Below are 17,144 nucleotides of genomic sequence, written 5' to 3' on the forward strand. Positions count from 1 at the left end.
CATTCCTGTTAAAAGGCGCCCCGAAGGGCGCCATTATTTAGTTATACTTCTGCAAAATTGAGAATGTCACCTTGTTGGCCGCCATTTCTATTCGCTTTTATTATTAAATTAGGTGAAGTAATACCTTCTGGTGGTAGGGGTGCGATATGGGCATCACCATTACCATATTTAGCTTTAATGTTTTCAACGGTATCAAAGTCCATTGCGCGCATTGGACAAGAGTCAACACACATAGGCTTACGGCCTTCTGCTAGTCGGTCGTAACAGCCATCACACTTGGTCATCACTTTACGTTCTTGGTCTAATTGCGGTGCATCATATGGACAAGCTCTGGCGCAGCTACTGCAGCCAATGCATAAGTCAGTTGCCACATGGACTAAGCCGTCTTCACGACGTTTATGCATCGCACCCGTAGGACACGCCTTAACACAAACAGGCTCACTGCAATGGTTACAGCCAATTGACACATAGTAGCTAAACACATTTTGCTCAAAAGAGCCTGTGCTTGGGTCTACATTCCAGCTGCCACCGCCGTATTCATAAACACGACGCCAATTAACGCCATTTAATGCAGGTACACCGCCTTCTGTTGGCTTATCGCCTTCGCGAATAATGCCACTTTGACGGTCTTTACAAGAAATATGGCAGGCTTTACAACCTGTACATTTAGTCGTATCAAGGTAGAAACTGTATTGAGTTGATTCGGTCATGGTAGCCTCCATTAAATAGCTTTACGAATTTGAACACGGTTTGTGTGCTGTGGGTTGCCTTTTGCAACTGGGCTTGGTGCATATTTAGTCAGCGAGTTAATCGCGCCGCCAATATCAATCACTTTACCAGTTGAACCTGTACGACCATTTGGATCGGGAGAGAACCAAGCGCCTTGACCTAAAGCCACAATGCCAGGAGCAACACGTGGAGTGATACGTACTACCACTTCAATTGAGCCGCGTTCGTTATACATTTCGATTTTGTCACCAGAAGCCACACCGTATTCTTGGGCATCAATGGCATTAATCCATACCGCATCTTCTACCGCTTCACGTAACCAAGGTACGTTGTGATAGCTTGAGTGAGTACGACCTTTAGTGTGATAACCCGCTAATTGCAGTGGGTAATCTTCTTTAGTGTCTTCATCTTCGTAACCGTCCCAAGTCACTGTGTACTGTGGTAGTGGTGTGATGATGTCGCCTTTGTACTTGTCTTGTTCCCAGTTCGCTGCGCGCCAAGCAAGTTCAGCTGAATAGATTTCAATTTTGCCTGATGGCGTTGATAGTGCTTCGCCGCCATTGACGAAGCTTTCTAGTGCCACGTGACGATTATGAGTGTTGTTACGGAATAAACCGATGTCCTGTGCTTCTTTGTACGTTGCTGGGAAGGCTGGTTTGATATCTGCGTTACCGGCATTTGCTTTCGTTTGCTGATAAAGCTCTTCTAACCAATCATCTTCAGTTTTGCCTTCGGTAAATTCGGCGCCAACACCCATAGCATCAGCAATCATTGCTGATACTTGGTACATTGACTTACAGTCCCAAATTGGGTCTACAGCTGCTTTCATTGCAGTAATATAGTCAAGCGAACCAGATGCATATGAGTCATTAACTAAGTCATTTGATTCTAACCAAGAGGTATCAGGAATGATGATGTCGGCAAATTTAGCACCAGGCGTCATCCAACAGTCACAAGAGACAATTAATTCAACGCCGCTTTCATCTTTTAAGATTTCAGCCGTACCATTAATGTCTGCGTGTTGGTTCAGTAGTGAACTGTCAGATGCAGAGATGATCACTTTGATGTTGTTTCCAAGTGGGGTATCTAAACCGTCAGTACCGGTAACACCATGAGTACGAGCCGTCATGGTTTCACCATTGTGAATCGCTTCAGACCAGCAGAAGAATGAAATCTGTTCTTTAACTGGGTTAGCGCCAGTTGGGATCCCTGCACGGTATGCGCTTGTCATGTTTGGTAGCTCACCGTTTGATGAGCCCTCAACACCTAACTTACCAGCTAATACGCTAAGCATATAAATGGCGCGGACTGATTGCTCACCATTTGCCTGACGGTTAACGCCAGCGCCCGCAACTATGTAGGGTTTTTGGGCTGCCATTAAATCGTCAGCAAGCTGTTTTATTTTAGCTGCTGGAATACCAGTAATAGATTGGGCCCATTCTGGAGTGCGCGGGGCGCGATCGCTGTAGATACCCTGCGCCATGATGTAATCATAGTAGTTATCTTCAGAGTTCATATGCTGGGCATATTCAATTTTAGTGGCATCGCCGCTGGTTTCAAACGCTAGCTTTTGAGCAAGAATCGACGCTGCATCATAACCAACAGTATGGTTATTAATGAAGTCGATACTATTGCGCTCAACCCAACCTGAGCTGATCATGATGTATGCCATTGCTTCAGCAAGTGCGGCATCTGTTCCTGGACGGATCGGCAACCAAGTGCTTTCTTTACCTAACATTGAGTCGGTATAACGCGGGTCAATTAAGGTTACTTTTAGGCCGTTGTTACGTTGCAGTGCATTAAGATAATCATAACCTTCACCTGAACCTGATTGACGGATTTCACTTGGGTTATAAGCAAAACCTAATAAGAAGTCACTTTGATCTAAGGTTACTGTTGAAGAACCAGCAGTACTGCTAGTACCAAAGGTATGCTTAGCCGCTTCAATTTGCTGCGCCCAAGAGTAGTTACCGTAGTAGCTTAAGCAGCCGCCAACTAAGTTGAATAGACGGTTAAAGCAGGCGTTTGATGCAAAACCGTAATAAGCACCTGAACCGTAACTTCTAAAGATAGACTTGTTACCATGCTCAGCAATGGTTTTGTTTAGCTGGGTAGCAATAGTTGATGCTGCTTCTTCCCAAGTAATAGGAATAAATTTGCCTTCACCACGCTCGCCAATACGCTTCATTGGGGTTTTTAAGCGGTCAGTTGCATAGGTACGTTGACGTAATGAACGACCACGGGCACAGGCGCGGATTTGATGTAGGCCGTATTCATCTTCTACTTCATGATCCGCTTCAACGCGAGTAATGATGCCGTCTTGACTAAATACTTTTACTGGGCAGTTTGAACCACAGTTTACTAAGCATGCTGACCAAGTTAAGGTCTCATCAACAGGTACTTCTGGTGGTAGTGGCTCGGCATCTTTTGAGCTGGTGTTACAGCCGGTTACTGTTGCAGCGCAACCTAAAGCCGCACTCATTTTCAAGAAACTTCTGCGTTCCATTATTAAATCCTCTTACTAAAATTTTTTCAGCGCGTTGGTAACGACTACAGCAGATAGCTGAAATTCAGCATGATCTGATGGGCGTTATAATTGTGATTAAGCTCGCCTAGCGTCACCATTCCAGGGACTTCATTTGGCGATATTTGAGCATCATCGGTGTCGTAATAGCGTTCGTAGCGGTACGTCAGCTTTAAGGCCATGTCGTCACTTAAGGCGTAGTTGGCATATAAGCTGGCGCTATGGTTATAAGAATAATAATCACCGTATGGCGTGGTGCCATCACTGGTAACGTAGGTATCACTGCTTGAGTTACTGAATAGGTAATCAGCCCCTAAAGTCAGTTGATCCTGCATTAATCCGCCGTAGCTCACGCCGGCGCCCATATTGATAAATTTGTCTTCAATATCGGCGTACCAATCAGGGTCGCTATAATTTTGGCTGCCAGCTTGAGCTGAATTAATCCACTGTTGTCCGGCAAAACCATAAGCTGATAATTGCTTGCTAAGTTGTAGGTTTACATTGATGTCGTAACCGTAATCTTCTGATTCCGTTAAGCCGATAACAGTATCGTCATAGTCATCTATGGCGTAGCGTCCAGTGAAGTCGATGCTTAACCAATCAAGTGGGCTGTGATTAACGCGCAGCTCGATATCGTTACGGGTTCTATCAGCAAGATAGTACTTACGCATTAGGCTGTTATCTTCAGATGACGTTAGCTCATTGGTTAAATACTCAGAGCCGCCGCGATTGCTGTGGCTGGCTTTAACATTGATATTGACGTTATCAATGGCGCGAATACTGAACTTGGCCCATAGGTTGTCTTCGTTAGTTTGTTCGCGGTCGCTGTAAGTACGTTCAACATCTTTGCGATCGTAACCTGCTTGTAAGCGGTAACCACTGCTGATGCGGTAGCTGGCATTCACTTTATAGCTTGAGCGTTCGATATCAGTGGCAACGTTTTCTTTGAAGCTGCCACTTAAGCTATTAAAGTCGTATTGCTGGAATTCAAATACCGAGCTGTTGTTTTCACGGTTGCTGTAGTCATAACTGGCACCCAGACGTAAACGGTTGCTCAACATTGAGGTGATATTGAAGCTCGCATCTGTGGTGTCGACTTCACCATCCCAGTTTTGGATTGGATTACCAGCCACTTGAATGAGGTCATCATCTTGAATCATGCGGCCAACAATAAAGCGCCCTGACATCACAGTGCGATCTAATTGATATTGGCCCGACAGTGATACTTGATGGGCTTCATTGTCAGGGGTTGCTGCATACAAGTCGTATGAATACGGTAAGCTTAAATCGTTGACATTATTTTTGTACTGACTACCAAAATAGCTCAGTTCAGTTAACCAGTTGTCGCCAGTAAGCGCTGCGCCTGCGGTAAATGAATCAGTGGTCGAGTCGACAACTAAACCAATATTTACCGGGCTTGGGGTAACAATGCTACTGCTCTTGTAACCGCTTTTATCTTCGGTTTCATAACGCAGGTAGCCTTGATAAAAATCTTGCTTAACTTTGGCACCAAAGCCCATTTTTTCACGTTGCTGTGATAGCTCAAAGGTGTATGGCTCGTCACTTGGCACCATCATGCCGTCGTCATAATAAAGCTGACTTTGAGCATCACCTGACTGATAGGTGGTCAGTAATTGGTAATCGGCATCAACTGAAAACAGTCCCGCTTTACCGACGCTGACATTCGCTGAGCTGTTTTCAAACCCCAGTTGGTTAGCTTGAATGCTCGCTTGATAGCCGCTATCGCCTTGGTAGTTCACATCACCGCTAACGGCAGTAACAAAGCCGTCTTGATCAGTACCAAAGGCATTAGCAGCATGAACATCATCACTGCTAATGTAACCCGCGGCAACACTGATACTGCCGTTATAGCCAGTGTTAGCTTCACAGCGCTGACATTGATATTTTTGCTGATCAACATTAGCGGTATTGGCTTTACCTACCGCAAAGTCAGCCGCCATAGCGGGGGCTGAGGCAATCACTAATGAGGCGGTAATAAAATTAAGTTTAAAATTCATTGTTGTTGTCCTCATTTAGCGTTGCAGCAAGCTGCCAGCAGGGTGGTTAGAACCATGAATTTGGCTGTGGCAATTTAAACAACTTTTGCCGCCGCCAAAGGCATCCATTCCTGGTTGTGGTACTACGCGACTTGCATGGCCATCATCGGCATGGCATTGCTGACAAAGCTGCGGAGCACGGTTGTTGAGCATAGATTCGTTAACGCTGCCGTGTGGGTTATGACAAGTGACGCAGTTTTCAGTCACTGGAGCATGTTCCCATAACACTGGGCCGCGCATTTCTGCATGACAGCTATAACAAGTGTCATTAATAGAAGGTTTATTTAACGCGCTTTCAGTCATAGAACCATGGGGAGAATGACAGTCAACACAGGTCATTTGATCCCATTTTAGTGGATGAGATGAGCGCTTATTCATGTCAGCTTTTTCTTGGCTATGACAACTAGTGCAGGTATCGTTAACGGTTAGTTTGTCTAGGGCAGGATCTTTAGCTGCGTGGATGTTATGGCAATCAGCACAGGCAACTTCTTCAAGATTATGGGTGCTGTTATGCCATGCCATTTGTTTTGGATCGTTATGACAGCCCTGACAAACGGTATTTTGTGCTTGGGTTGATAACTTGCTGTCTTGGCCAAATTGGATCATTGGCTCTTTGCCGCCACGGTTATGGTTACCTTGAGGGCCATGACAAGCTTCGCACTGCAGCCCCGCCATTGGCGAGTCACTATTAGTTAAGTTGCCATGGGCGCCTTTGAAGATATCCATGACTTTGTCATTTTTGCGGTGACACATTAAGCAGTTGTCTGCCCCTTTAGGGGAATACTTACCAGCAGCGAACTTTTCAACTAATTGTTGCTCTAATTGGTCTGCTGGCATGTCATCCCATGGCGCAGAGATAGCACTAAATGAGCATAAACAGAGCGTTATGCTGATATAGGTTATGAATTTACGATACCAGTTCATCAAGTTACCTGACCTTATTAAATCAAACGTTAAAAAGTGTACTAATTAAGAGGGGGTATTCTAGGGATGTGTAGAAATCTAATCGATACAATTGAATTATCAAAAAACGACATATGTGATCCGTGTCAGCATCTTGAGTGGCAAAAACAAATAAAATAACCGCCCAATAAATGTGGATATTATTTAGATGTTTTCAGATGATAAAATATAAGTGCCGGCCAGCTGTTCACACCAAGATTGTGTGTGAATATTGCGAGTTAATTAATTTTCCATTACCTGATGAATATAACCACTTTAAATATCTTGCAGATACAGATTTGATTGGTTTTAATACCATTACTAACTTATTACGTTATATAGAAAATAATTGTGACAATAAGTATTTCTTTATTGATTTAATGCAATATTTTATTCAGCGGATCATCAAGTTTACAGATATCGACTTGTCAGCAGAGGTAAGTGATGCACAAAAGCTGCTGGCATTTACCCAATTTTATAATCAAGTATCAGATCTCAATTGGTGCAATATTGAAACGCAGCACAGTTTAGCTTTAGTGGCTAAACGCGCTCCTCAAGCGATTGCATCTAAGTATGACGACTTGTTTATTTATAGCTGTATTACACATATTTTACGTCATTCATTCAAAAATAAGTTAAATTTAATCATAGAGTTACCTTTTGGGCGAGCATTCTATGGTGTTGATGTAGACTTGTTTGATAATGTGACCTTTAACTGTCAGTCGATGTCAGTGATAGTGGCAAAAGATGAACGAGATGTTGGCCCGATATTGACAGACAATAAGCTAATACTGCCCAGTAGCGAACGGGTAAAAGCTGCCGCTAATAGCATGCCACCGTCAGCATTAAGTTTACCTAATCTTGCCAATTCAATTGGGGTTTCAGAAAGGGGTTTACAGCGTGAACTTAGAACTGAAAACTGCTGTGTAAAAGACATGATTCAAAATACCAGAATGAATTCTATTATAACTATTTTGAAAAATAATAAAGGTAATATAAAAAAGTCAGCATATGAAAGTGGCTTTAAAGATCTACCAAGTTTTAGCCGATATTTTTCTAAATCAACAGGCTGCACGCCAACTCAATATGTGCGCAATAATATTTGCAACAATCTGTAACCAACATTTAATATAATAAGTTTAATGAGAATGGTTATTAATTAAATTAATCATAAGTAATATTATTAATTAAATTTCGCAGTTTTAGCGGCTGATTTAGCGGTTATTTAACTGTGTGTGGCTTTGCTAACGGCTAAAGTTAGCTTAGATAAATAGCACAAAATCATCGATTGTTCATAAACGTTTGCGGTTGATTATGCTATCTTTGACCTCATTTGTTATTCAAAGCCAAATAGACCTTTTATGCCAAGTATTGCTCAAATAATCGCTCAAGAACTGAATGTTCGTGAGCAACAAGTCTCAGCGACGATTAACTTACTCGATGATGGTTCTACCGTTCCTTTTGTTGCCCGCTACCGTAAAGAAGCCACTGGTGGTTTAGATGATGCGCAACTGCGAACCCTAAATAGTCGCTTAAGCTATTTACGTGAATTAGCCGAGCGCAGACAAGTTATTCTTTCTAGCATTGATACCCAAGGCAAATTAACCCCAGCATTGCAGCAAGCCATAAATGCCGCTGACAGCAAAACCCGCTTAGAAGATTTATACCTTCCTTTTAAACCGAAACGCCGCACTAAAGGTCAAATTGCTATTGAAGCTGGTTTGTTGCCTTTAGCTGACTTTTTACTGGCTAATCGTAGTATTAATCTTGAAGCAAAAGCGGCTGAATTTATCAATGCCGACGCCGGCTTTGGCGATGCGAAAGCGGTTTTAGACGGCGCGCGTTTTATCTTAATGGAACGTTTTGCTGAAGATGCAGATTTACTGCAAAAAGTGCGTAAGCATTTAAGCCAACAGGCAGTGCTTGAAAGCCGCCTAGTTAAAGGTAAAGAAAAAGAAGGCGCAAAATTTCGCGATTACTTTGAGCATACTGAAGCCATTACTAAAGTGCCTTCCCATCGGGCCCTGGCCATGCTGCGCGGCCGCAATGAAGGTGCGCTCAGTTTATCGATGAATGCAGACCCTAAAGCTGAAGTGGCGCAAAGCAGTTATTGCGTGGTGATTATTGCCGATCATTTCAAACTAAAGTTTTCAGACTCGAGTGTCGATCAGTGGCTTAAAACTGTGGTTACCGCCACTTGGCGCATCAAGATTGCGCTGCAAATGGAAACCGAGTTTATTAGCCAAATGCGTGAGCGCGCTGAAGCTGAAGCCATTAATGTGTTTGCCCGTAATTTAGGTGATTTATTAATGGCAGCGCCTGCTGGCGCTAAAGCCACTATGGGGTTAGATCCAGGACTGCGCACCGGCGTTAAAGTGGCGATTGTCGATAACACCGGTAAGTTTGTGGCCCATACCACTATCTTCCCTCATGCGCCGCAAAACGTGTGGGACAAGTCAATCCGCACTTTAGCGAACCTGATAAAAATGCATAAAGTGGAGATCATCGCCATTGGCAATGGTACCGCCTCACGTGAAACGGATAAATTAGCCGCTGAAGTGATGAGCTTTATGAAAGAGACGCATCCAAGCTTGACCAAGGTGATGGTCAGTGAAGCGGGCGCATCAGTGTACTCAGCATCAGAGCTGGCTTCTGAGGAGTTCCCTAACTTAGATGTATCGATCCGCGGCGCAGTATCGATTGCCCGTCGACTACAAGATCCATTAGCTGAACTCGTTAAAATTGAGCCAAAATCCATTGGCGTAGGCCAATATCAACATGATGTGAGCCAAAGCCAACTATCAAGCTCGCTTGAAGCGGTCGTAGAAGATTGTGTAAATGGCGTGGGCGTTGATTTAAATATGGCATCAGCACCATTATTGGCGCAGGTGGCCGGTTTAAATAAAACCTTAGCTAAAAACGTGGTTAACTACCGCGATGAAAACGGTAAATTTGAAAGCCGTAAACAATTGCTTAAAGTGGCGCGTTTAGGGCCAAAGGCCTTTGAGCAAGCAGCCGGTTTCTTACGTATTAGCGATGCTAAAAATCCATTAGATGGTTCATCTGTTCACCCTGAAGCCTACAAATTGGTTGAAGCCATTGCCAGTGCCAAGCAGCAAACTGTGGCCAGCTTAATGGGTAATAGCGAATTGTTATCCCAGCTAAATGCTGCCGAGTTTGTTACTGATGAATTTGGTTTACCCACCATCAGCGATATCTTGAAAGAGCTAGACAAGCCTGGGCGTGACCCTCGTGGTGAGTTCAAAACCGCCAGCTTTAAAGAAGGTGTTGAAGAGCTTAAAGACCTGAAGCTAGAGATGATCCTAGAAGGCGTGGTCACCAATGTGACTAACTTTGGCGCTTTTGTCGATGTAGGCGTACATCAAGATGGTTTAGTGCATATTTCGTCACTCACTGACAAGTTTGTTAGCGATCCTCACTCCATAGTTAAAGCGGGTGATGTGGTTAAAGTTAAAGTGATGGAAGTGGATGTAGAGCGTCGCCGTATCGCATTAAGTATGCGCCTTGATGAAGCACTACCCACAGCGAAAACCGCTAATCAATCTAAATCAGCCAACAGCAAGCCTACACATAAAGCTAGCGGGAATAAATCAGGGCAAAAGTCAGCCCATAAACCGCAAAAGGCCCCAGCTAATGCCGCTATGGGTAATGCCTTTGCTGACGCCTTTGCTAAGCTGAAAAAGTAACACCGCTAATGTGTTTGGCTTAGGGTTAAACCAAAAAAGGCCTTAACATCGTGAGAATACTCGTGACTGTTAAGGCCTTTTTATTTTGTAAAATTTATAGTGCGACCAATTAAGCGATATGAGTCATTTCGTTTAAAATGAACTGCTCAACAGCACCTTCGGTTGCCACCATATACTCGGCTAAATGTGCGTTACCCATGTGTGCTTGCCATAATTCACGGCTTTCCCAGTTTTCATAAAACATGAAATGTGCAGGGTTTTCGTTGTCTTGATGTAAGTCGTAATTGATGCAACCGGCTTCAGCGCGAGTTATATCCATAAGTTTTAGTAGTTCCGCTTTAACCAGCTCTACTTTGTCAGTTTTGGTAATGATGTTTGCTACGATAGTTAAGCTAGCCATGATGATAGTTCCTATAATGTATCAAGTTGAATTTGGTTCAGCCCTGTTGCTGATGAAGCTATATTAGCCATTACTTACTGGTGAATAAATAGGCTGTCATTTGAGTTATTATCAAAAATTAATAGATAATCTTTTGAAGTGAATGTGTGATTGATGCTTATGGCCTAAATAACGACTATTACCTAATACAATGATTAGCGGGTAATAATGATTAGTTAGTAATCGTTCGGCCATAATAAGTGAAGACATCAAGCCCGTTAATTAAAGTGAGAGCAGGGTTAGACTAATATCAGCAGATGAGCGAGTGGCGAAGGGGTGGTGCATTGCTGGTAACATGTGGCTATGTGCTGGCCAAATTGTTTATAAAACTCATCAGAATGCTGCTTTATCTGTTGTTTAACTTCGGTTTTTTTATTGTTATCGCTGTTAATTGCAGTCGACTTAGTGGGCGTTTGGGGTTGAATGTCACGACGGCTAACAGTGGGATTATTTCTGGCTGCTACTCGCAGCAGTTGTGGCAATAAGCCGGTTAACGGTGCGCTTTGAGGTGCTTGCTGTTGTAAAGCTGATTGTTGGGATAGATGCTGCTGATTCTGTTGATCTGAGGATTGTCGCTGCTGGCGATGCTTTTCCTCTATGGTATTTAAACGGAATAATGATTCGTTTTTTTGATTTAGCGCCCGTTCATGGTGGGGCTTAGTTAACGCTTGTGGCGGTAATATTGGCTTTGCCTGCTGATTATCCGCCCGAGCAAGATCCGTTGCAACATTCGTTGTTGCCAGCGGAACTTGGGGATAATTAGTGACAATTAGCATAACACTCACTTAAAAAACAAACAGTTAATGTTTAAATTATAACCAAATGCTAGCAGGTTTTATAGCCTATATTTGATGTTTTTTTATCCATGGCAATAAGCCATCTAAAAAGGCCTGTGGGTGTGAAATAAACGGCGCATGGGAGGCTTTATTGTGGACAATGTCAGTAATATTACTGGCTTGGGGTAACTGGCGGATGATGGTTCTGGGTACTAAGGCATCGCATTTGCCCCAAATACGTAACCATGGCTGGCTGATATCGTTAAGCTGGGGCCGCAAATCAACCTCTTTGAGCATATCTAAGCCTTGATCGAGTACTGCTTGGGTCGGTAAAGGTTTAGCCAACACTAATTTTTTTATCGCTACAATATCTTGTTTGGCCGAGTCACTGCCCATGGCTTGAATCGCTAAAAATCGCTCGACCGTTTTGGCTAGATTGACATTTAATTGCTGGTGAAATTGCGTGAGCACTGCAGGGGCGATCCCCGGCCACTGATTTTGCTCTTGGGCCATAAAGCAAGGCGAAGAGGCTACAGTGATCAGCGCTTTTACCGACTGAGGATGATTTAGGGCAATTTGAGTGGCAACTAAGCCCCCCAATGACCAACCAAGCCAGATGGCATTTTCTGGTAGAGCTTTAGCTAACGCCGCTGCCCATGCTTCAATATTATCGCTATTTGCTTGGCTATCACCAAAGCCCGGCAAGTCGACATAATGCACTCTATACTCTGATAATGCGGTTTGTAGCGGCTGAAAAACCGCAGAGTTCACCCCCCAGCCATGCAGCAATACGATATCAATAACGTCGGTGCTATTTTCATGAGTCATATCTGTATGAGAAATAGCTTTAGGCGTAATAGTAGTAATGTGCAGCGCTGGTGGATTCAAAGGCTAACCTCAAAAAGTGGCGATTAATAAATGATCGCTGGTTAAAACAACTGTCATACAGGATAAGGATATTCTATGGCTTGGCAACTCTCAAAACTCCTCAAGCTCAATTTGCACAATCATACAGCGCGGTTAGTTTCATTGATGGCTGCAGTGGCAGCTAACCTGCCTAACCGCTGCTTGTTATGTCAACAAGATATCATTCAGTACTCTGCAGCTAAACCGCATACGGGGGTGTGTCAGACCTGCCTTGTGGCGGGGCTTTATCAGCAGGAAGTCTGTTTAGGTTGTGGTAAATCGATGCCGTTATTGCAAGTGTATTGCGGCCACTGCCAGCATATTGAACCCATGTTAGTCATTGCCCCTTGCAGTTATCATCAAGGCTTAGGGGAGTTAATAGCTGGGATTAAATATCAGCAGCAATGCGCGCCATTAGCGGCCTTGGTGCAAGTATTAGCCGTAAGGGTGATGGATTTGGCGGCCAGAGGTTTAATTCAACTTCCCCAAGTGCTCATTCCGGTGCCGCTACATCGCAATCGCTTAAAGCAGCGCGGTTTTAATCAAGCTTGGCTGATTGCTAAAGAGCTCAGTGCGCAAATTGGTATTCCGATGGACGATAGTTTATTGGTGCGCTGCGTTGATACTAAGGCCCAAGCGGGACTTAATGGTAAGCAGCGACGCTTAAATTGCGCCGATGCATTTACGTTGCAGCGAGATAACCCCTACCAGCGGGTGGCGCTTATCGATGATGTGGTGACCACAGGCACCACGGTGAATGAAATTAGCCGCTTATTTGCGGCGCACTATACCCATGTGCAAACTTGGTGCTTAGCAAGGGCTGAAGCACCGGGATTATTATGAAAGGCAGACTGTAAATTAGTCAGTTATTTTTGGATAAAATACAGCGCATTGGCGTAGACTTTTTCAGAGCCTAACCATATATTTCTAAACAAAAAATTATCTGTTAATGCCACAACATGCCCTTTGCCTTTGGGCTCAACAATCATTGCTGGGGTGTTGGCAAAAGCGCGCTGATATTCCTTAGCAAGGTAACCGCTCATCAGTGGCTCATTGGTATAGTCCGCCGCCACAATAAATGGCGTGGAAGTGAGGTTAAAGCTTATCTCACGGTTTTTCATCACTTGCAGCGGGTTAGGTAAACCAAAGTTGATTGGATGGGTTTCATCCAGTGTTAACGCCACAATGGCGCCGCCGATGGATTGTCTGGCATTTAATTTAGACTTATCCGCATAACTCATCCCTGAAGTGCTAAATAATTTATTCAGCTCTAGTCTGGTTTTAGGCTGAGACTTAAGAATATTGCGCTTATTGAGCCATACCAGCGCCCGCTTTTGCGCCACGATAGTGCCGCCATCCATTACAAATTTGCCCAGTTTTCTTGCGCTGGCATCACTGATTAAATGATAAGGCCCATCAGCCATAAAAATGTGGCTATAGCCTGATAAATCAATGCCTGCTAGTCGATTGCTGTCCACCATAGTGACAGGTGCTGCAAGCGTTTGATCAAGGTAATACCACATTTGCCCGGTTTCTGAGGCGTTAGTATCTATGCCTGTGAGCAGTAACGGCTTAATGGGGTTGATCACGCTAAATTCATCACTGCCAAGATCCATTCCCGCTAAGGTATGTGAGCTGCTTGCTGCAGTGACATCTACTTGGTATTGCGTGGCAAGCTGGCTAACAAGTAAGGCGATATTGCCTTTGTAGTTGGGCTGGCGTAAGGGAATTTGCAGGCTACCCGCTGTGAAGTCTATTGCTGCTGACTTTTTGGCGTTAGAGCTGCGATCAGGCAGGCTAAAGGGCTTTTTAGCGTATTTAACCTGTACCCCTTGGCTAAGTAATTGCTGCAACATGGGCGCCGCGGCCGCTTGTTGCCAGTCAATAATAAAGGCCACATTGCTGGCGTTATCTAGCTGCTCAGTCGCCGCGACATATGGCGTGTTATTGGTGAGATATTTGGGGTTGGGTTTAGCATTTTCACTGATACTTAAGCCCAGAGCTGATTCAAAATTCCAAGTGGAAATATCATAAAAGGTTTCATCTTTAAACTCAGTGCGCTTATCAAACAATGCTTGCAATAAGTCATGCTGTGGCTGACTTTGAGGAATGAACAGGCTGTTTGACGGCTTAAAGAGTATGTCATCGTCTTCCAGCTCACGGTTTAGATATTTGAAGCTGATTTGGTGTTGCTGCAATATCGTTGCAAGCTCAGTGATATGGGCATTACCGCCATGGGCTTTGATAAGGCGGCCAGTTTGTTTACCGTCACGGGTGCGCTTACTGTTGCGAGCAAAAAAATCACTTTGGTATGTCATCAATTTTTTACGTAGCGCATGGGCGCCTTGCAGGCTTGATAGTGAAGTAGAAAATTGATTATCAATACTATTTTGCAAGGTGACCACACCATTGGGGGACTCTTGGGCTTGACCACGGGAGCTAGCTTGCTCAAACAAAATACCCACAGCGCCATTGATATCTGGGTAGGTTGAGCCTTTACCATAGAAAAAGTCATCAAACATCTGCCCGCTAAAATATGGCTGCTTAACCTCATCCAGCGCTTTACGATGATAGGCCGCTAGCTCATTGGATAACATTTGATTGGCAGGATTGGTCAGCGGATTGACTCTATCAGCGACACCAGGTTGAAAGAAGTAGGTTTGGTCTTGCCACATCTCGTGGAAATCCCCTACATAATGGGGCTGCCATTTATGGAAAAACGCCACTCTGCCTTGAGAGGCGGGGTGGCGCAGAAATAGCCAGTCACGGTTTAAATCAGCGAAATGGTGATTAAAACGTCCGCCGGGCCAATCTTGATTATGCTCACGATGATTAGGATCGGTAATAATCACTTGGCCTCGATTGCTATTTGCCCAGTTAGCAAAGCGATCAAAACCATCAGGGTTCTGGGTCGGAGTCAGTAAAATAACCGTATTATCGAGTAATTCTTTTACCCAATCTTCATCAGATGCGGCAAGGTAATGGCTTAACGCCACCGCCGCATGGGCGCCACTGGCTTCATCGCCATGAATTGAATAGGCCAACCAGATAATCAATGGGCTTTGCTGTAATGGACCTTGTTGTTTGACACCGTATTTTACTTGGCTGCGTTGTTCGAGGATTTCAGCTAGCCGCTGTTGGTTGTCATCTGAGGTAATGACCGCGCTAAGTTGCTGGCGTTTTTCATAGGAGTAACCAGCAGAATCTAAAGAAACTCGCGAACTTTGGCTGGCTAATAGTTGTAAATAGTGATTAATTTGATCATGTCTTAAATGCCACTCGCCCAATGGATAACCTAAATATTCAGTAGGTTGGGTGATTTTTTTATTAATTTTCTCAGCCCCGAGGCGCTGCTCAATGCGGGAATCAGCCTGCGCCACGGTAAATAATGGCATACAGATAATGAAGCCGAAAAAGGTGCCTTTAGCGAGACGAGTAAACAATGCATTGAAGCTAATCATATAAGAAACAACATCATAAAAAGAAAACAATACAATCACCATAAAGTGATTAAACTTAAATCGCCATTAAAAAGCGCAATTTCTCGGTGTTTTTTATGCAACTTGCTCACTGCAGGACTACAAAGCCGTCGCAACTAGGAGTATCATAGCGCTAATTCTTACTAAATTACTCAAGTACTATTTTTAGTACACTTTAAAGTACTATCTAACGGAGCAGTTTTTATGATCAACATTTCTGATACGGCTCAGGCGCATTTTGTTAAATTACTGGCCGATCAACCTGAAGGCACGCATATCCGTGTGTTTGTAATCAGCCCGGGTACTGCCCAAGCTGAGTGCGGCGTGTCTTATTGTCCACCTGACGCTGTAGAAGCGGATGACACTGAATTACCTTTCAACGGCTTCAGTGCCATGGTTGACGAAAAAAGCGCACCATTTTTAGAAGAAGCGAGCATTGATTTTGTTACTGACCAATTAGGTTCGCAGCTAACCTTAAAAGCGCCAAACGCTAAAATGCGTAAAGTGTCTTCAGATGCGCCATTAAAAGAGCGTATTGAATATGTGATTCAATCAGAGATTAACCCGCAGTTAGCAAGCCATGGTGGTAACATCATGCTAGTTGAAATCACGGAAGATGCAGTTGCAGTACTGCAGTTTGGTGGTGGTTGTAATGGTTGTTCTCAAGTTGATATCACTTTAAAAGATGGCATTGAGAAACAGTTACTGGAGATGTTCCCTGGTGAGCTCTCTGGTGTGAAAGATGTGACTGACCATCAACATGGTTCTCACTCTTACCAGTAAATTTGCAAGGTTTTATTGTTGTAAAATACAGCAATAGCTAATTCAAATTTTACACTAAACGCGGCCAATATGGTCGCGTTTTTTATTGGCCGTAACTTACGCTGAGTGGGAGCCTTGTGCTATAACTTAAGTATGAAAACGGAGCAGGATAACTTCATGACAGAAAAAACAACTCAATTTAAACCGTTAAAAATGCAAGGCTTTACCTTAATTGAGCTGGTAGTGGTTATTATTGTATTGGCTATTTTAGCAGTAATAGCGGCGAGTAAATTTATAGATGTAAAACGTGATGCTGAAATAAGCCGAGTAAAGGCGGTAGCGGCATCCTTTGAGCAGTCGGTTACTTTTTCCCATACACGTTGGCAAATTATTGGTGGCAGCGATCCAATGAATGATCTACCTGACTTTGCCAATAACGATCTCGACATGAATGCTTTTGGCTATCCGTTAGGCACAGGTAAAAACAACCCTATGGCCAACCCTGTCAATATTGGTCAAGGTCAGCAAGGGTGTGTCGATCTTTGGAACGCTTTGATAGAAAGCCCACCATCGGTTGCCATTAGAAATACTTCGGATGATGTGGATTTTGAATCATATCGACATGCAGCTGCGGGCGGTACAGGTGAGACCCAATGTACTTATGTACTGCGAACGCTTGGTGATACTGCAGGTCGAAATAGTGCAGAGATAAAAATTGTCTATGACTCGGTAGAAGGGACTGTTCAAGCCTATATCGATGAATAAATCGGATAGTTATTTATCAAATGCGACATAATAAAAATAGCGGCTTTAAGCCGCTATT

Annotated in this window: 13 protein-coding genes; 5 read left to right on the plus strand and 8 right to left on the minus strand. The window is 43.8% G+C overall.

Going from position 1 to position 17,144, the window contains the following annotated elements:
- Positions 1–41: 41 nt before the first annotated feature.
- From Q4557_RS06540 to Q4557_RS06555, 4 genes are read right to left on the minus strand one after another with little or no spacing between them, the layout of a single operon-like run.
- A complete protein-coding gene (locus Q4557_RS06540; protein WP_102476156.1) occupies positions 42–710 on the minus strand; it encodes a DMSO/selenate family reductase complex B subunit in 669 nt (222 codons plus the stop codon).
- 11 nt (positions 711–721) lie between these two features.
- Positions 722–3,235: a DMSO/selenate family reductase complex A subunit gene (locus Q4557_RS06545; protein ID WP_102439423.1), complete on the minus strand. Its 2,514-nt coding sequence runs from the start codon at positions 3,233–3,235 to the stop codon at positions 722–724.
- 44 nt (positions 3,236–3,279) lie between these two features.
- Entirely contained in the window at positions 3,280–5,271 is a 1,992-nt protein-coding gene (locus tag Q4557_RS06550) for an MtrB/PioB family decaheme-associated outer membrane protein (RefSeq protein ID WP_303411512.1), read from the minus strand.
- Between the two features lie 15 nt (positions 5,272–5,286).
- Positions 5,287–6,147, minus strand: a complete 861-nt coding sequence (locus Q4557_RS06555) for a DmsE family decaheme c-type cytochrome (protein ID WP_277869095.1) — start codon at positions 6,145–6,147, stop codon at positions 5,287–5,289.
- Positions 6,148–6,431: 284 nt separating this feature from the next.
- Between Q4557_RS06555 and Q4557_RS06560 the strand changes: the two genes are divergently transcribed.
- Both Q4557_RS06560 and Q4557_RS06565 read left to right on the plus strand, forming a co-directional pair.
- Positions 6,432–7,370 carry a helix-turn-helix transcriptional regulator gene (locus Q4557_RS06560; RefSeq protein ID WP_303411514.1) on the plus strand — a complete coding sequence of 313 codons (939 nt, stop codon included), beginning with the start codon at positions 6,432–6,434 and terminating at the stop codon, positions 7,368–7,370.
- A 243-nt stretch (positions 7,371–7,613) separates the two neighbouring features.
- Complete coding sequence (locus Q4557_RS06565) at positions 7,614–9,959, plus strand: Tex family protein (RefSeq protein WP_303411516.1); 2,346 nt, start codon at positions 7,614–7,616, stop codon at positions 9,957–9,959.
- A 109-nt stretch (positions 9,960–10,068) separates the two neighbouring features.
- On the opposite strand, the gene Q4557_RS06570 is transcribed toward Q4557_RS06565, so the two are convergent.
- The 3 genes from Q4557_RS06570 to bioH all read right to left on the minus strand — a co-directional run bounded on the left by Q4557_RS06570 (position 10,069) and on the right by bioH (position 12,002).
- Positions 10,069–10,359, minus strand: coding sequence for a putative quinol monooxygenase (locus Q4557_RS06570; protein WP_102439428.1), 291 nt, complete (start codon positions 10,357–10,359; stop codon positions 10,069–10,071).
- Positions 10,360–10,637: 278 nt separating this feature from the next.
- Positions 10,638–11,174 carry a hypothetical protein gene (locus Q4557_RS06575; RefSeq protein WP_303411520.1) on the minus strand — a complete coding sequence of 179 codons (537 nt, stop codon included), beginning with the start codon at positions 11,172–11,174 and terminating at the stop codon, positions 10,638–10,640.
- Positions 11,175–11,240: 66 nt separating this feature from the next.
- Positions 11,241–12,002, minus strand: coding sequence for a pimeloyl-ACP methyl ester esterase BioH (gene bioH, locus Q4557_RS06580; RefSeq protein WP_303411544.1), 762 nt, complete (start codon positions 12,000–12,002; stop codon positions 11,241–11,243).
- A 204-nt stretch (positions 12,003–12,206) separates the two neighbouring features.
- Between bioH and Q4557_RS06585 the strand changes: the two genes are divergently transcribed.
- Positions 12,207–12,923, plus strand: coding sequence for a ComF family protein (locus Q4557_RS06585; RefSeq protein WP_198589328.1), 717 nt, complete (start codon positions 12,207–12,209; stop codon positions 12,921–12,923).
- Positions 12,924–12,946: 23 nt separating this feature from the next.
- Here the strand turns inward: Q4557_RS06585 and Q4557_RS06590 are convergent, their stop codons facing one another.
- The gene (locus Q4557_RS06590) at positions 12,947–15,571 is read right to left on the minus strand and encodes a M14 family metallopeptidase (RefSeq protein WP_303411522.1); all 2,625 of its coding nucleotides are present in this window, start codon (positions 15,569–15,571) and stop codon (positions 12,947–12,949) included.
- Positions 15,572–15,763: 192 nt separating this feature from the next.
- On the opposite strand from Q4557_RS06590, the gene nfuA reads away from it, so the two are divergent.
- Both nfuA and Q4557_RS06600 read left to right on the plus strand, forming a co-directional pair.
- On the plus strand, positions 15,764–16,342 hold the full coding sequence (gene nfuA, locus Q4557_RS06595) for a Fe-S biogenesis protein NfuA (RefSeq protein WP_076538256.1): 579 nt from the start codon (positions 15,764–15,766) through the stop codon (positions 16,340–16,342).
- Positions 16,343–16,498: 156 nt separating this feature from the next.
- Entirely contained in the window at positions 16,499–17,086 is a 588-nt protein-coding gene (locus Q4557_RS06600; protein WP_102531845.1) for a type II secretion system protein, read from the plus strand.
- Positions 17,087–17,144: the final 58 nt, after the last annotated feature.

Source organism: Shewanella sp. 5_MG-2023, assembly GCF_030547465.1.
GTDB lineage: Bacteria > Pseudomonadota > Gammaproteobacteria > Enterobacterales > Shewanellaceae > Shewanella.

Excerpts from the sequence above, each read along its gene's own strand:
- Q4557_RS06540 (WP_102476156.1), bottom strand. The coding sequence starts at position 710 with ATGACCGAATCAACTCAATACAGTTTCTACCTTGATACGACTAAATGT.
- Q4557_RS06545 (WP_102439423.1), bottom strand. The coding sequence starts at position 3,235 with ATGGAACGCAGAAGTTTCTTGAAAATGAGTGCGGCTTTAGGTTGCGCT.
- Q4557_RS06550 (WP_303411512.1), bottom strand. The coding sequence starts at position 5,271 with ATGAATTTTAAACTTAATTTTATTACCGCCTCATTAGTGATTGCCTCA.
- Q4557_RS06555 (WP_277869095.1), bottom strand. The coding sequence starts at position 6,147 with ATGCCAGCAGACCAATTAGAGCAACAATTAGTTGAAAAGTTCGCTGCT.
- Q4557_RS06560 (WP_303411514.1), top strand. The coding sequence starts at position 6,432 with ATGATAAAATATAAGTGCCGGCCAGCTGTTCACACCAAGATTGTGTGT.
- Q4557_RS06565 (WP_303411516.1), top strand. The coding sequence starts at position 7,614 with ATGCCAAGTATTGCTCAAATAATCGCTCAAGAACTGAATGTTCGTGAG.
- Q4557_RS06570 (WP_102439428.1), bottom strand. The coding sequence starts at position 10,359 with ATGGCTAGCTTAACTATCGTAGCAAACATCATTACCAAAACTGACAAA.
- Q4557_RS06575 (WP_303411520.1), bottom strand. The coding sequence starts at position 11,174 with ATGCTAATTGTCACTAATTATCCCCAAGTTCCGCTGGCAACAACGAAT.
- bioH (WP_303411544.1), bottom strand. The coding sequence starts at position 12,002 with ATGACTCATGAAAATAGCACCGACGTTATTGATATCGTATTGCTGCAT.
- Q4557_RS06585 (WP_198589328.1), top strand. The coding sequence starts at position 12,207 with ATGGCTGCAGTGGCAGCTAACCTGCCTAACCGCTGCTTGTTATGTCAA.
- nfuA (WP_076538256.1), top strand. The coding sequence starts at position 15,764 with ATGATCAACATTTCTGATACGGCTCAGGCGCATTTTGTTAAATTACTG.
- Q4557_RS06600 (WP_102531845.1), top strand. The coding sequence starts at position 16,499 with ATGACAGAAAAAACAACTCAATTTAAACCGTTAAAAATGCAAGGCTTT.